This window comes from Desulfofundulus luciae (genome assembly GCF_030813795.1).
Lineage (GTDB): Bacteria > Bacillota > Desulfotomaculia > Desulfotomaculales > Desulfovirgulaceae > Desulfofundulus > Desulfofundulus luciae.
The window spans coordinates 25,650-40,919 of sequence record NZ_JAUSUX010000004.1; the positions used below are offsets into that span (position 1 = coordinate 25,650).

Here is a 15,270-nt window from a genome sequence, read left to right on the forward strand (position 1 = left end):
GGGTATGGTTTATCCCTCCTTAACTTACACCGGCCGTTTTTTCAGGCGGTAGACCAGGGCCAGGATCTGGGCTACGGCCTGGTAGAGTTCCACCGGGATTTCCTGCCCGATTTCCACCTGGTGGTAAAGGGTCCGGGCCACTTCGGGATTATGTATGATTGGTACTTTATGCCCGGCGGCCAGTTCCCGGATGCGGCGGGCCAGGTCCCCGGCTCCTTTGGCCACCACCCGGGGAGCGGACATTTCCTTTTCGTCGTAGCGCAGCGCTACCGCCAGGTGGGTGGGGTTGGTGATTACCACCGTAGCCCGGGGCACCTCCTGCCGGATGCGGTTGAGCAGGATCTGCCGCTGGCGGCGCCTTTGCCAGCTTTTGATGGTAGGATCTCCTTCGGTCTGTTTGAGTTCATCCTTTACCTCCTGTTTGGTCATGCGCATGCTGCGCATATATTCCCACCGCTGGTAGAAGAGGTCAATTACCGCCAGGAGCAGGAAGGTACCGCCCGCGGCCGCTGCCGCCGCCAGCAGGACGCCGGTCACCGTACCGAAGGCCGCCCGGGGGGCACGATGAAAAACCAGCAGCAGCTCGGGCAGGTGCGCTTTGACCACCAGGTAACTGACCCCCGCCACCACCGTGACTTTGATAGTGCTTTTGCCCAGTTCAACCAGGGTGCGCAGGCTGAACATGCGGGAAAGGCCGCTGACCGGGTTCAGCCGCTCCAGGTTCGGTTTAATCACCTCCGGAGCAAAGATGAAGCCTGTTTGCACCAGGTGTACCGCCAGGGCTGCACCGGTGAGCACCAGAAAAAACGGCGTGCACATCCATATCGCCCCGCGGGTGACATCATAAATTACCCGGGGCAGGTGTTCGGGTGCCAGATCAAAGGCCAGGCAGTTGCTGAAATACCAGGTGAGCTCTTTCTGCCAGTTTTCCATGGCCGGACCCCTTAAAAGGTAGGCCAGGATGACAGCCGCCATGAGCACTACTGCCGCGGCAAAGTCCCGGCTCTTCGGCACCTGGCCCCTGCGCCTGGCTTCCTGCAGTCGCCTTGGGGTTGGGGCTTCGGTTTTCTGCTGGGCGCCGCCGCCGTGGGCCAATCTCCATCCCCTCTTCCCAAATAAGTTAATAAATCAGGTGCCTGGCACGCAATTTATTAACTTATTTCGTGTCACCCGGAAAGCCCGCGGATCACTGTATACAGGTCCTGCTCCATCATGCGCACCATGGCCCGGAAGACCACGCCAAAGAGCGGAACCATCACGCTCAAGGTGATGATGCCCAGGGCGATCTTCAACGGAAAGCCCAGCATGAAAATGTTCATTTCCGGAGCGGTGCGGCCCAAAAGGCCCAGGCAGATATCGATGATCAGCACCACCGCCACCACGGGGGCGGCAATCTGGACGCCCAGGGCTACCATGCGCGCAAAAATTTTGACCACGGCCAGGGTGGTGGTTCCGTCCAGGGCGGCACCGGCCAGGGGTACCAGTTCGTAACTCCTGGCCAGGCCGGCAATGAGCACGTGATGGCCGTCCAGGATGAGAAAGAGCACCATGCCCAGAAGGTACAGGAAACGGGAGCTGATGGTGGCCTGGTGGCCCATGGCCGGGTCGAAAAGGTTGGCCATGAAAAAGCCCATCTGGATGTCCATAATCTGTCCCGCCATGGCCAGGCTCTGGAAGACCAGGCTGGCGACGAAGCCCAAAACCAGACCCACCCCGGCTTCTTCTGCTGCCGCAAGGGCAAACCCCAAAAGCCCCCCTGGAAAGTCCGGTTCCACTCCCGGCACCACGGGGAAAAGCACCACGGCCAGCACAAAGGCCATGAAGGCCTTGAACGGCCGGGGCACGCCGGGGAAGAAGAACAGGGGTCCCGCCGCCAGAAAAGCGCCGGCCCGGACGAAGATCAGGAGGAAGGTTGCTACCGCTTCATAGTTGAACAAGATGACTCTCTCCTTACCCCGTCAGGCTGGGCAGGCGACTGAACAACCGCGTGGTGTAACCGGTCATCAGCCGGACCATCCACGGAGCGGTGATGGCCAGCGTCAGGAAGACGGCTATAATCTTGGGCACGAAGGTCAGGGATTGCTCCTGCACCTGGGTGGTGGCCTGGAGGATGCTGATTACCAGCCCCACCAGCAGCGACACGGCCAGGGTGGGCAGGGACAGGATCAGGATCATCATCAGTGCTTCCCGGGCAATCTGGGTGACAAGGGTATCGGTCACAGCGTGTTCCCCCTCCGGTTGTCGGTTTACCGCCGTTTTGTTAATGAAAGCTTTCCACCAGGGACCGGACCACCAGGTACCAGCCGTCCACCATCACAAAAAGCAGCAGTTTGAAGGGCAGCGAAATCATTACCGGGGGCAGCATGAACATGCCCATGGACATCAGGGCGCTGGCCACCACCATATCGATGACCAGAAAGGGCACGTATAAAAGAAAGCCCATTTGAAAGGCGGTTTTTAATTCGCTGATCACGAAAGCCGGAATAACCACCGTTATGGGCAGGTCGTCCGCATTCCGCGGCCGGGGCATTTTGGCCAGGCTGACGAAAAGGGCCAGGTCCTTTTCCCGGGTTTGTTTGAGCATAAATGCCTTCAGTGGTTTGGCCGCGGCCTCAAAGGCCTGCTCCTGGGTCACCTGGTTGTTTAAATAGGGCTGCAGGGCCTCCCGGTTGATTTCTTGAAAGGTTGGTGTCATGACAAAAAACGTCAGGAACAGGGCCAGGCCGATAATCACCTGGTTGGGCGGCGTTTGCTGTATGCCCAGGGCTCCCCGCAGGATGGACAGGACCACCACAATGCGGGTAAAGCTGGTAACCATGACCAGGAGGCCCGGGGCCAGGGCCAGCACCGTGAGCAGGACCAGCAGCTTGACGCTGTCCACCACCTGGGCCGGGTTGTCCGTGGGGGTGATCCGCAGGTCGATGCCCGGCAGGGGCTGCGCCCGGCCTGCCGCAGGGAACAATATAAGGGCCAGCAGGAACACCAGGGCCGGCAGGCTGTAAGGCCAGACGGGGCGTTTCGAGATTTTGCGATTATCTCTTTCCGGCAGTGTTTTCATCTTTCCGTCCATCCAGATGGCTTTGATGTCGGTTCAAGAAACGCTTTTGCCCGTTATCCGGCGCAGCCGGTTTTTCGCCGGTGAACCGTTCCTTCAACCGGTTAATGGCCAGGGATAGATCCCGGCGGAATGAAGCCGGCCGGAGCCCGTCCCCGGCGGGCATATCGGGAAACGGCAGCACTTCCGGAAGGCGGTCGAATTCCTGCAGCAGGGTCACACCGCTCTCCTGCTGGGCCAGGAGGTAGTAGCGCCGGCCCACCTGCACGAGAGTCAGGGCGGCCTTCGGTCCCAGGGGTATCTGCTCGATCACCCGCATGTGCCGTCCCCGGTTGACGGCCAGGCGGCAGCCCAGCCCGTAACGCACGGCCAGGTAGGCCAGGCCGGCCACCAGGGGCAGGCTCACGGCAAGCTGCACCACCGCCCGGAACAGGTCACCGCCGCTCATTGTTTTTCCCCACCCGGCCGCGTTTTTCTTATTTCATGGATGCTTTCAATACGGACGCCAAAGTTGCCGCCCAGGACCACCACTTCCCCGCGGGCAAAAGGCTGGTCATTGATCAGCACTTCCGCCGTGTCGCCGGCCGGGCGATCCAGTTCTACCACCGAGCCTTCGGAGAGGCGCAGTATGTCCCGCACTTTCATGGTTGTGTTTCCCAGTTCCACCGTTATGGTTACAGTCACGTCGGTCAGGTAATCGAGGGGTATTTTCAGGCGGTCAGCCCCCGCCGGGGCGGTCAGGGGAGGAAAGCTTACTTTTTTGACCGTTGGTTGCCGCCCTTCCATACGCTCAATCATATCCTTGATTTCATCTTCGGTAATCACGGGTACCGCCTGCTTTCATCAGTAGTTAATCAGCCGTTCGGGGCCTGGCGCCGGTCCGGGCTCATTGCACCAGGAAATCGGTAAAGTACAGCCGTTCCACCTTGCCGTGCAGAAGCTGGCTGTTGATGTGGTCGAGTATTTGTTTTTTAATGGCCTCCTGGTTTTTCACCGGGAGCACTTCATCCGATGTTTTGCTGCGCAGAATGGTCAGCACCGCCTCGGTAAGCATGGGCTGTTTGGCCTTGATTTCCTCAACCAGCTTTTTATCATGGGGATACTCCAGCACCACCTGCACCCGCAGGTAACGGCTGGGACCTTCGTCGGCCAGGTTGATTACCCTGTCCCCCAGGTCCAGGGTTTCCATGGGGCGCTCTTTCGGCGTGGCCTGCACCGGTTTGGACAGCGGGCCGAAGAACCAGAGAGCACCGAAGGTTGCCCCGCCGCCGATAATGACGGCCAGGAGCAACAGGAGGATGGTGCGGCCGCGGCCGCCCCGTTTTTTCTCATTTTCATCGCCGGTTTGTTTTTTTCTGCTGACAGGCATTTGGAAACACCCTTTTTGTGGCTGCCGGTTCTTAATTATGAGTGCCGGCAGCCGGAATTTTTTAGCGGCGGCACCCGGCAACGGCCTGCTGAAGCCGTGCGGCTTAATGGGGTCATAACCGGACGCCGCCGGTGGTTCCATCATGGGCGGCGGTCGCCCTTTACCGCTCATATGCCCCCGGGATGACCGCCACCCGTGCGTCATGTAAATATTTTACAATACATCTACTACCGCTTCAGGTTGATCAGTTCATCCAGCATGGTGTCGGAAACGGTGATAATCCGGGCGCTGGCCTGGTAGCCGCGCTGGGTGGTGATCATGTTGGTGAACTCGTCCGTCAGATCCACGTTGGACATCTCCAGGTAACCGGACTCGATGGTGCCGTAACCGGCGGAACCGGGTTTGCCCGGGGTTGGCGTGCCGCTGCTTTCACTCACCACAAACAGGTTTTTATTCACCCTTTGCAAACCGTCCTGGTTGGAAAAAGTATAAAGGTTAATCTGGGCGAAATCCGCATTGGTAACGGTGGCCGTTCCGTCCTCCCATTCCAGCATGTTGCCGTTGCTGTCCGTGCCCGTGATCACCCCGTCATTGCTGATGTTCAGGCTGGCCGCCGGCCCGTTGATCAGCTGGATGGCTCCCGTGTATGTGTTGCCCGGGTTTTTAACGATGCCGGAAGGCAGGCCCAGGTAGGCCGCCGCGTCACCGCCGATCTCAATCTCCGCGTCGGTGCCTGTATACACGGTCCGCAACACCAGTCTATTCTGTTCATCCTTTGAAGCCCTTACACCCACGTTGGCCGTCTGGGCGTTAATCTTGGCGATTATGGTGTCCACATCATCGCCGGTGCCGGAGGCACTGGCAAAACCGTCAATAAAACCGGAGTTGGTGCCGGTGAAGATATTCTTCGGTGCTCCGGTACCATCTTTGACGGTAATGGAAAGGCTCACCTTTGGGCCACAGTCAGCGGTTCGAAAGCCAAATCCTTCATTGCCATCCCCGTCCAAACTGGCGGCTGTAACCTCGTTGCCGTTATCCGTATAATACATTTCAATTTTCCCTCCCGCACCTGCTTTGGCGGCGGCATTGGAAAGGGCCGTCTTGAAATCGTCAAGCGTACTGGTGGTGCTGACAATGCCGTTGGCCAGATCGGCAGCCGCAGCAACTTTCACCTTAAACGAGATGTTTTCATTGGTATAGTTGTTTTTAAGATTAAATACTATTTCATCATTAACGGCAAGAGTAGGAAATAAAGTACTCAACTGGTTGGTGGCATTTGCAGCAATAGAATAACTCTCACCCGCATTGATATCCGCCTTCCGGGCAGTGTCAATGGTGAAATCCGTGCGCTTGCCCAGTGGGCCGTCCTTTCCCGTTACTTTCAAGATAAGGGATGAGGTAGCCTTCTGGTAATCGGCAGTAATGTTTACACCCGCTCCAGGGGCGGTGTTAAAGGTGATTTCGCCGGTGGCATTATTTACGCTAAAATCTGTTGTCGGTGTACCGTTCAGGTAGACCTTAACACTGCCGTCCACCACTGGTGAATAGCCAAGGCTGAAGGTCGTGGTACTGCCGTCCCCCGTCCCAATGGCCTTCCCGGTAACTTGTAATTCACTGACGTCTACTTTGCTATATACTTCCGTAGATCTGGCGGCCGTGATGTTTCGCAGTTCCCCTACCAGCCGGTACCCGCTGGAGTTGACCACATAACCGTTCTGGTCGATATAGAAGACTCCGTCGCGGGTGTAGTATTCCTTGCCGCTGCCCGGGTCAATCACCTTGAAGAAACCCTCACCGTTGATGGCCAGGTCCAGGGTGCGTCCCGTGGACTGCAGGCCGCCGGGGCTCATGTTGCTGCTAATGCCGGCCAGGGAGACGCCCAGGCCCACCTGGGCCGGGTTGGTGGATGTGCCGGCGCTTTTCAGCGTCTGGTAGAGCACGTCTTGAAAGTTGGCCCGGCCGCTTTTAAAGCCCACGGTGTTCACGTTGGATATATTGTTGGCGATGACGTCCATACGGATCTGGTGGTTTTTCATGCCGGCGACGCCGGCGAAAAGAGAGCGGATCATTTTAATCCCTCCGGTTTTATTAGGTAGCCCTCTTTATTACAAAGCAGGGGTTGATGGAAAAAGGGTAGCTGTTTTACCATCCTTGCGAACTGGCCTGTTCTCATTAACCTTCGCAGGACGAACCATCATACAGCATATGACGAAATCCCGGTTGAATCTTAACGCTTCAGCTCAATGGTTTCCCGGAGCACCTCGTCGGAGGTGGTGAAGACCTTGGCGTTGGCTTCGTAGCCGCGCTGGGTGACGATCAGGTTGCCCAGTTCGGTGGCCAGGTCCACATTGGACATTTCCAGGCAGCCGGATTCGATGGTGCCGAGGCCGTCCTTGCCAGGTGTCCCTTCGACCCTTTGCCCTGCGGGGCTGTCTCCACCACCGCTTCCCGAAGTGTTATTGTCGGTATACAGGTTGCCTCCCACCCTGGTCAGGCCGTTGGGGTTGGGGAAGCTGAACAGGCCGATTTGTTTAACATCGCTGGCGGTACTGCCGTCGCTGTAGGTGACGGAAATTTTCCCCATGCTGGAAACATTTATGGAAGCAATGGGTTTGGAAACATCCAGTTGTATTTCACTTCCGCTGTCGTCCACCAGCCTCAAGCCGCTGGAGTTCACCAGGTAACCTTCCTTGTCCACTGAAAAAGAGCCTTCCCGGGTATAGTAAATTTTGTCTCCGCTTTCATCGCTTGCTTTTACCCCGAAAAAACCGTTCCCGTTAATGGCCAGGTCCAGCGACCGGCCGGTTGACACAAGCGGCCCCTGGTTGAAGTTATTGAGCACAGCGGCCAGCGTTACGCCCGTTCCCATCTGGGAAGGGTTGCTCTGGGCCGTGCCGGCGCGTATGGTTTGATAAAGGGTATCCTGAAAACTGGCCTGGGCCGCTTTGTACCCCGGGGTGTTTATGTTGGCGATGTTGTTGGCCAGAACGTCCATGCGCGTGCGGTGGCTGAGCATACCGGCCAGGCTGGTATATATGGACTGGATCATTTCTATTCTCACCTCACGTAGATCCACGGTTATTCTGAATGCTTTTCCGACTTCCGGCATCCGATGCCCGACTTCCATTCAGCGCCGCCTCCGTCGTTCAGCGGCTGCGCGGCCTCCTTGCGGTCCGGCCGTTACTCGACGATTATGGCTCCGTCAATGTTGGTGAAAATGCGCCCGGCTCCGGCAGTGCGGTCCAGGGCCGTCACTACCGTGCGGTTCTTTACACTGGTTACCAGTGCCAGGTCGTTGTATATAACCAGTGAATTCCTCACCCCTTTGCCGGCGGCCAGGCTCACCGCCCGGCTGATTTTTTCCATGTCGGCTTCATTCAGGGTGATGTTGCGCTCCCGCAGGCGTTTTTCGGCATGGGCCGATAGTTTCAGCCGACTCCCGTCCATTTCCCGGCGCAGCATTTCCCTGAAAGAGCCCGTTTGGGATGCCTTGTTTTGTTTTTCAGGACGGCCTTCCCGGGAAACCTGGAGAGTTAACGGTGCTGGCAAAAGTCCGTGAATTTTGACGTCCATGTCAACCCCGGATCTCCTTTACCCTATCATAATCATAGGGAGTGCCGTTGATCACCAGTTTGATGCCATTTTCGTTAATAATGAGCTTTTCCACCGTTCCGTCAACGTCCCGGCCGTCCTCCCCCACCGCCGTCACCTGCTTGCCGACAATGTTGGCGGCCAGCGAGAGCTCCTGGGTCCGCAGAAGTACCTCCATATTCTTGTTGAGGTTCATGATCTGCTCCAGGGCCGTAATTTGCGTCATCTGGGACATGAACTGGTCCTGGTCCATGGGACTCATGGGGTTCTGGTAGCGCAGCTGGGCGACCAGGATTTGCAAAAAGGTGTCCTTGTCCAGTTCCTTTTTGGCCGGTTGAAATTTGTCCTGCGGATGGTAATAGATGTTGCTTGCCGGATTAACTTCCATTGTACATCCCACCTTTAAACGAAAAGGTTGATACCACCCGGTAATGGATCTGCCGGCGGTTCATGTCCGGCACTGCCGCCCGGCCCTTCGCCGGATCCACTGTGCCGCCGCCCGTAATTGTATCCCGGTTGGTGGAAATCACCCCGGGGCGGGGGACCGCCCTCGTGTCCCACCGACACCGAAGCGCTCTGGAGGTGCAGATTCTGGGCGGCCAGGGCCTCGCGCAGCTGGGGCAGGGCACTTTCAATGGCGTCCCCGGCGGCGGGGTTACTTGCGAGGAAGTGGGCGCTCACATCCCCGTGCCGGTAGACCAGGCGGACCATAACCTCACCCAGGTGCTCCGGCTCAAGCTTGAACCAGAGGTGGGTTTGCCCCTCGACATGCCGCGCCACGGCCTGCCGTAGCACCCGGACGATTAGAGCCGGCATTTGCAGCGGGTTTACATTCTCCTGGTGCATTACTGGATTGGACAAATTATGGGAAGTTCCGGTAATCCCGCCTCCGCCGGGATTGGTTGACTGGTACTGTGCCGGGTTGTGGTCCGGGATGCCGGCGCTGCCATTACGGGTCATGACGGGAGAAGTTGTATCCTGTGCGATTTGCGGGGGTACCACACCGCCCCGGGTATTTGGAGCCTCCACTTGATCCGGGATGCCCCCCGGGTTTGTGCTTTGTGGGACCACCTCGACTGGTACCCGCACATTCTTAAACACAAGCCCGGTGTTGTTATTCAACAATCCTTCTTCCCCGGAACCGGCCTTTTTCTGGAGAACTTCCCCTCCATTTTGTTGCATGAATTGAAGCAGGAAAGGTTTTAACTCGTTAATTTCCACGTCATGGAAGACATCAACATCATTTTGCTGCAAGTCAAGCAGGGCTGGCTCCTTCAGCACTAACCCCCGGGACTTTATGTTTTGCTCGACCTGCCCGGCCCCATACGCAGCCTTCTGCGACGGTGAAGGGAGAAATTCTGCTGCTCCCTGGAGTTGGCTTGACGGGGCAGCTGCGGCAATTGCGGGGCTACTTTTGTTTCCGCTGTTATTACCGGCACCCAATACGGATTCCAATATTTTGTTTTCCGGTTCGTTGTAAAGGTTTAAGATTGCCGCCAGAAGGGCTGCCCAATCACTGAAAATCTCCGTCCCATTATTGCTTGCTTTTTGTTCCTTTGTCCCCTCTGAGCTACTGGTTACTGGTGGTAACGGTTCTCCGGAGAGAATACCTGCGGGCGACAACAGGGAAGCTATATCCGCAAAAGCTGCTTTAAGAACGCCGGCGAGTGGTCCCGGGGTACTACCGTTTTCCGGGTCCCCGCTAAAATCCCCACCGGCTGTGTTTGCAGCGGCTGTACCTTCCCCGGTTGTGCCCAGCAGTTGTATTAATAAGGAAAGAAACGTGCTGGAACCGGATGCGCCGGCAGCAATGCCCCCTGGAGAAAGTGGCTGTTCCGGCGCCGGGGGGACAAAATTAATTTCCACAGATCGTTTCACCCCCTTTTTCTAAAATCTTCCTTCTAGTTTTTCAGCCATCACCTCCCCCGGGTAGCTCAAACACTGCAGCACTTGTCCGGCAGTATCCTGCTTTTCGCCTGCCGGGTCAAATGATCCCGCGGGCGTCTAGCTGCTTAATTCCGGCGGCACCAGAAGAGCCTGAGCCCCTGTTCGTCCGTTTCCTTTTGCTCGGCCCGGTTTGCCTCCAGGATGTGGGCCTGGAGCTGCTTTTCCTTCAGCCTCTGCAAAATCATCCTCTGGCGCCGGGCTTCAAAGGCTTCCATCCGGCAGCGCTCCAGTTTCTCATTGGCCCTGGCCACCTCTTCCCGGCGGCGGTTCCGGTCATTTATAAGCCACTCCCGCCAGAGCAGCAGGTGAAATTCGTTCTCCGGCCGCATTGGCCCCACGCTGCAACCGGCAAAGCTTTCTTCCAGCAGGGAGGTTGTTCTGTTCAGCTCTTCCACCCGGTCCATGTATTCCCGCTGTGCCCGGGAGTGGGCCAGGACGGCCTGCTCTTCCTTCTGTTCCCTGAACTGCAGCACGGGCTGCAGGCGAAAACGAAATCTGCGCATGTCAGACACTCCTTAAGCTTCAGGTGTGCCGCAAAATGCACCGAAAGCGGCGGCCATTCTACCGCCGGACGGGCTAATCGTTTATCCGGGATCGGGTAAGGTCTTCATCGTTTCCTCAAAGCTGCTGTACTCGTGCATGTCCTGGCGTAGAAACTGCACAATACGGGGATAGGCCTTTACTGCGGCGTCAATCCGGGGGTTGGACCCGGCTACGTAAGCGCCGATGTTGATTAAATCCTCCGACTGGCGGTAGGTGGCCAGCAGATCCCGCAACCGGCCGGCCCGGGCCAGGTGTTCTGCGTCCACTATCTCCGGCATTACCCGGCTCACGCTCTGTAATACATCGATGGCCGGGTAGTGATTCTGGGCCGCCATTTCCCGGGACAGGACGATATGACCGTCCAGAATGCCCCGCACGGCATCGGTTATCGGCTCGTTCAGGTCGTCCCCTTCCACCAGCACGGTATAAAAGGCGGTGATGGAACCTGTGGCTCCCATCCCCGAACGTTCCAGCAACCGGGGCAACAGGGCAAAAACCGACGGGGTGTAACCGCGGGTGGCCGGGGGTTCGCCGATGGCCAGGCCCACCTCCCGCTGGGCCATGGCAAAACGGGTGATTGAGTCCATGAGAAGCAGTACGTCTTTACCCCGGTCACGGAAATATTCGGCAATGGCGCTGGCCAGAAAGGCGGCCTTTACCCGCACCAGTGCCGGCTGGTCCGAAGTGGCGGCCACCACCACCGAACGGGCCAGGCCTTCCGGACCCAGGTCCCCTTCAATGAAGTCCCGCACTTCCCGGCCCCGTTCCCCCACCAGGGCGATCACATTTACATCGGCACTGCTGTACCGGGCCACCATGCCCAGGAGCGTGCTCTTGCCCACCCCGCTGCCGGCAAAAATACCCAGGCGCTGTCCCCGCCCGCAGGTGAGAAAGGCATCGATGGCCCGTACCCCGGTGGAAAATACCTGCGTGATGCGCTGTCTGGACAGGGGGTTGGGTGGGGAGTTGTCCACCGGTACATAACACTGGTCCGGCGCAATGAGTTCCCGGCCGTCCATGGGCAGGCCCAGCCCGTCCAGTACCCGCCCCAGGAGGTGTTCTCCCACCGCCACCGACAGGCCCCGGCCCCGGGGCACCACGCTGCAGCCGGGGAAAATGCCCCGCAGTTCCCCCAGGGGCATGAGCAGGGTGACATCTTCCCGGAAACCCACCACCTCGGCCACCACCGGCGCTTCACCGGGCACGTGGATGTTGCAGATTTCACCGATACGGGCGGCAATGCCCCGCACCTCCACGGTCAGGCCGATGACCCGTACCACCTGCCCGGTGGGGCGCAGCAGTTTGGCCGCCCGCACCCGCCGGCGCCAGCGTTCCAGGTCGATTTGGGGTAAAGCCATCTGCGTTATCCCCGCTTTCCAATCCAGCCTTTATGGCTCTCGCTTACTCCGGAAAGCTTCCAAAAACTATGAGGGATCGGCTCTGCTTTGCCCGGCGACCTGCAGCCCTGTTTCCCTCAACACTTCCTCCAGGGCTTGCCAGCGGGCATCAAGGGTGGCGTCCACCCTGCCGTCGGCCGTTTCGATGCGGCACCCACCCGGTTCTATGGCCGGGTCGCCTATAATATTCAGGACCGTTCCGGGGGGCAGGGTAAGGAGTATTTCCTCCCGTCTTTCTTCCATCAATTTCTTCTGTTCCGGGTTTACATAAATAACCACCTGCCCCCGTATCCGGGCCGCTTCCAGGGCTTCCCGCACTATATTCAGCACTATGGCGGGATCGATGGTCAACTGGGCGGCCACAATTTTTTCCGCCATTTCCCTGGCCAGGGCCACCACTTCTCCCTCCAGAGCTTCCAGGGTTGAGCGGCGGATTTCTTCGGCCTGCTGCAGTACCCGGCGGGCTTCTTCCCTCAAGGCCCGGGCCTCGGCCGCGGCATCTTCCACGGCCTTGCGGTAACCTTCCCGGTAGCCTTCCTCCCACCCTTCCTGCAGCCCTTCTTCCCGGGCCCTGGCGGCCGTTTCCCGGGCCAGCGCCTCCGCTTCGTGCCGTGCCTTTTCCAGGATGGCTGCGGCTTCCCTTTGAGCCGCAGCCAGGATTTCTTCGCTTTTTGCCCGGGTTTCATCCGGAGAAACCATTTCCCCCCGGCTGTTCCCGCTGCCCTCGTGGTGTTCGTCCCGGTTTAAAGGCAGTACGGGAAAATCGTATCGGAGAGCTATAAAGACGGGGTCCTCATCGCAGGATACGCTCCCCCGGATGATCCTAAATGATGATCGCATCCTCTCCACCCCGTGCGATGATAATTTCGCCCGTTTCGTCCAGGCGGCGGATAATCTGCACTATGCGCTGCTGGGCTTCTTCCACATCCCGCAGGCGCACCGGCCCCATGAACTGGATTTCCTCCCGCAGCATATCGGCCGCCCGGCGGGACATGTTCTTGAAGATACGCTCGTTGACTTCCTCGTTGGCCCCCCGCATGGCCCTGGCCAGATCTTTGGTATCCACTTCCCGCAGAACCCGCTGGATGGCCGTATCGTGAAGCTTGACGATATCCTCGAAAACAAACATCATCTTGCGCACCTCGTCGGCCAGGTCGGGGTCGGAAACCTCCAGTTCTTCCAGGATGGTTTTTTCGGTGCTGCGGTCCACCCGGTTTAAAATGTTGACCAGAGTTTTTACCCCACCCACCGTCTGGTCCTGTTGAACCACCATCGAGAGCTTTCTTTCCAGAACTTTTTCTACTTCTTTTACTACCTCCGGGGGTGTGCGGTCGATGACCGCTATCCTCCGGGCGATATCGCTCTGCTTTTCCGGAGGCAGGGAGGAAAGGATCAGTGCCGCCTGCTCCGGCACCAGGTGGGTGATGATCAGGGCGATGGTCTGAGGGTGTTCATCCCGGATGAAGTTGAGCAAATGTTTGGGGTCGGTCCGGCGCAGGTTGCTGAAAGGAACTTTCTGAATGGCTACCGACACTTTGTTAAGGATTTCCTCCGCCCGCTGGGGACCCACGGCTTTTTCCAGTACTTCCCGGGCATACTTGTAACCGCCGTGCATCAGGTATTCCCGGGCTTTGTTCAACTCCAGAAACTCTTCCAGCACCGCCTGCTGGACTTCTTTGGGCACGCTTTCCAGCATGGAGATTTGCTGGGTAAGCATTTCTATTTCATCATCGGGAAAATGTTTCAATACCCTGGCGGACAGATCCGCACCCAGGGCGATCAGGACGATGGCTGCCTTTTGTAAGCCGGTCAGCTTGCCAACCACGGTGCATCTACTCCTTGAGCCACACTTTTAAAATCTCGGCCACTTGAGCCGGCTTTTCCCGGGCTATGTCCCTGATCTGCTTGGTCCTGCTGGGCTGTGCGGGCGTTTCTTCAGGTGCGGGCACATGCCCGGTTACTACCGGAGTTTTCGGCACCTCTTCCACAGCTTCCAGTTCATATGCCCGGCGCCTCCGCCGGCGGATGAACAGGATCAACAGGAGCAGGCTCATTAACAACCCGGCTGCTCCCACCGCCACGGGCCAGTATTTTTTCAGACCGGCCAGCATGGTGGGGGGTTGTGCCATTTCCCGCTGAAGCTGGTCCAGGTAAGAGGTATCAAAGGGCATGGCCGAAACGTTAATCTGATCCCCCCGGTTTTGCTGCAGGCCCACCGCTGCCGAAACCATATCCTGGATCTGCTGCAACTGGGGTGCGCTGTAGTTGCCGTTTAAAACTACGGCTACCGAGAGCCGGCGCAGGGTTCCCGGCGCGGCGACCAGGGTTTGCTGCTGGCTGCCCAGTTGATAGTTGGTGATGGTCTGCTGCTTCTGGTACTGGGAATTGCCGCCTGTCAGTGCGGGAATGGTATTTCCTGGTGGTTGAGAGCTTGGAGGTCCCGGTACCCCACCTGCACCCGTGCCCGAGCCGCTTTCGGTAATGGTTTGCTGGCTCAGAGTTTGTCCCGGCTGGACGGTGGTGGTGGTGGTCTGGCGCTGGTCAAAATCCAGGTCGGCCGTAACCATGGCCACCGCTTTGTTCGGTCCCAGGATTTTGGTCAGCATCTGCTGAATGCGGGTCTCCAGTTCCTTTTCATACTGCCGGCGCACCTGGTATTGATCCATGGACAGGCGGGCCAGCTTGGCCCGCTCGTCGGCCAGGGCCAGGTTGTCGCTTAAGACGTTGCCCTCCATGTCAATGATGTGTACGTTTTCCGGCTTCATTCCCTGGACGCTGCCCACCACCAGATCCATAATGCCCTTTACCTGTTCGGGCTTCAATTCACCCTTGAGTTTTAAGGCTATCGAAGCAGAAGGTTCCACCTGGTTGTCCAGGAAGAGGCTTTCCCGGGGCAGCACCAGATGCACCCGGGCCTGTTCCACCTCCTCCAGGCTGGTGATGGTGCGGCGCAGTTCCTCCTGCAGCGCCCGCTGGTAGTTGACCTGCTGCTCAAAATCGGTGACACCGAACTTTTGCTGGTCGAAGAGCTCCCACCCGGCCCCCGAATCGGCCAGCACCCCCTTGCTGGCCAGTTGAATTCTGGTGCTGTACACCTGCCCCTCCGGCACGGCGATGGTTTTACCCTCGTCTTCCAGCCGGTAAGGTATTTTCATGTTTTTCAGTTCTTCGGCGATTTTGCCCGCCTGTTTGGGCTCCAAACCGGTGAAGAGGGGAGCGTATGCAGGTTGGGAGATAATAACGGCCAGGTAAATTACGGTTGCCAGCAGTCCCGCCGCAGCGGCAGCGAAAAGGACCTGCCGGGACCGGGGCAGCGCCTGCCACCGCTCCTTGATGGGGAGCAGGATCTGTTTGGGGTCCATCAATTA

The 15,270-nt window shown here is 58.2% G+C and carries 17 protein-coding genes; all 17 read right to left on the reverse strand.

From position 1 onward, the window contains the following. Positions 1-24: 24 nt before the first annotated feature. A complete protein-coding gene (gene flhB, locus J2Z49_RS03355; protein WP_307399837.1) occupies positions 25-1,095 on the reverse strand; it encodes a flagellar biosynthesis protein FlhB in 1,071 nt (356 codons plus the stop codon). A gap of 71 nt (positions 1,096-1,166) precedes the next feature. Further along, positions 1,167-1,937: a flagellar biosynthetic protein FliR gene (gene fliR / locus J2Z49_RS03360; protein ID WP_307399838.1), complete on the reverse strand. Its 771-nt coding sequence runs from the start codon at positions 1,935-1,937 to the stop codon at positions 1,167-1,169. A gap of 13 nt (positions 1,938-1,950) precedes the next feature. Further along, positions 1,951-2,220 carry a flagellar biosynthesis protein FliQ gene (gene fliQ / locus J2Z49_RS03365; protein WP_307399839.1) on the reverse strand — a complete coding sequence of 90 codons (270 nt, stop codon included), beginning with the start codon at positions 2,218-2,220 and terminating at the stop codon, positions 1,951-1,953. 40 nt (positions 2,221-2,260) lie between these two features. Next, positions 2,261-3,058 (reverse strand): flagellar type III secretion system pore protein FliP, encoded by a 798-nt coding sequence (fliP, locus tag J2Z49_RS03370; RefSeq protein ID WP_307399840.1) that lies wholly within the window; start codon positions 3,056-3,058, stop codon positions 2,261-2,263. After that, on the reverse strand, positions 3,033-3,503 hold the full coding sequence (fliO, locus tag J2Z49_RS03375; protein WP_307399842.1) for a flagellar biosynthetic protein FliO: 471 nt from the start codon (positions 3,501-3,503) through the stop codon (positions 3,033-3,035). Before fliO ends, fliP begins: the two co-directional genes overlap by 26 nt. Continuing rightward, positions 3,500-3,880 (reverse strand): flagellar motor switch protein FliN, encoded by a 381-nt coding sequence (fliN, locus tag J2Z49_RS03380; protein ID WP_307399843.1) that lies wholly within the window; start codon positions 3,878-3,880, stop codon positions 3,500-3,502. Before fliN ends, fliO begins: the two co-directional genes overlap by 4 nt. Before the next feature lie 61 nt (positions 3,881-3,941). Continuing rightward, positions 3,942-4,424: a flagellar basal body-associated FliL family protein gene (locus J2Z49_RS03385; protein ID WP_307399844.1), complete on the reverse strand. Its 483-nt coding sequence runs from the start codon at positions 4,422-4,424 to the stop codon at positions 3,942-3,944. A 227-nt stretch (positions 4,425-4,651) separates the two neighbouring features. After that, positions 4,652-6,493, reverse strand: a complete 1,842-nt coding sequence (locus J2Z49_RS03390; protein ID WP_307399846.1) for a flagellar hook-basal body complex protein — start codon at positions 6,491-6,493, stop codon at positions 4,652-4,654. A 158-nt stretch (positions 6,494-6,651) separates the two neighbouring features. Beyond that, on the reverse strand, positions 6,652-7,533 hold the full coding sequence (locus J2Z49_RS03395) for a flagellar hook-basal body protein (RefSeq protein WP_307399848.1): 882 nt from the start codon (positions 7,531-7,533) through the stop codon (positions 6,652-6,654). A gap of 71 nt (positions 7,534-7,604) precedes the next feature. Then, on the reverse strand, positions 7,605-7,997 hold the full coding sequence (locus tag J2Z49_RS03400; RefSeq protein WP_307399849.1) for a TIGR02530 family flagellar biosynthesis protein: 393 nt from the start codon (positions 7,995-7,997) through the stop codon (positions 7,605-7,607). Between the two features lies 1 nt (position 7,998). Then, positions 7,999-8,403, reverse strand: a complete 405-nt coding sequence (locus tag J2Z49_RS03405; RefSeq protein ID WP_307399850.1) for a flagellar hook capping FlgD N-terminal domain-containing protein — start codon at positions 8,401-8,403, stop codon at positions 7,999-8,001. Between the two features lie 14 nt (positions 8,404-8,417). Continuing rightward, entirely contained in the window at positions 8,418-9,296 is an 879-nt protein-coding gene (locus J2Z49_RS03410; protein WP_307399852.1) for a flagellar hook-length control protein FliK, read from the reverse strand. A gap of 731 nt (positions 9,297-10,027) precedes the next feature. Then, positions 10,028-10,465 carry a flagellar export protein FliJ gene (locus J2Z49_RS03415; RefSeq protein ID WP_307399854.1) on the reverse strand — a complete coding sequence of 146 codons (438 nt, stop codon included), beginning with the start codon at positions 10,463-10,465 and terminating at the stop codon, positions 10,028-10,030. Positions 10,466-10,546: 81 nt separating this feature from the next. After that, entirely contained in the window at positions 10,547-11,863 is a 1,317-nt protein-coding gene (fliI, locus tag J2Z49_RS03420; protein ID WP_307399856.1) for a flagellar protein export ATPase FliI, read from the reverse strand. A gap of 66 nt (positions 11,864-11,929) precedes the next feature. After that, positions 11,930-12,742 carry a FliH/SctL family protein gene (locus J2Z49_RS03425; RefSeq protein ID WP_307399858.1) on the reverse strand — a complete coding sequence of 271 codons (813 nt, stop codon included), beginning with the start codon at positions 12,740-12,742 and terminating at the stop codon, positions 11,930-11,932. Next, entirely contained in the window at positions 12,726-13,727 is a 1,002-nt protein-coding gene (gene fliG, locus J2Z49_RS03430) for a flagellar motor switch protein FliG (RefSeq protein ID WP_307399860.1), read from the reverse strand. The genes J2Z49_RS03425 and fliG overlap by 17 nt, the downstream gene beginning before the upstream one ends. Before the next feature lie 7 nt (positions 13,728-13,734). Further along, the gene (fliF, locus tag J2Z49_RS03435; protein ID WP_307400069.1) at positions 13,735-15,264 is read right to left on the reverse strand and encodes a flagellar basal-body MS-ring/collar protein FliF; all 1,530 of its coding nucleotides are present in this window, start codon (positions 15,262-15,264) and stop codon (positions 13,735-13,737) included. Positions 15,265-15,270: the final 6 nt, after the last annotated feature.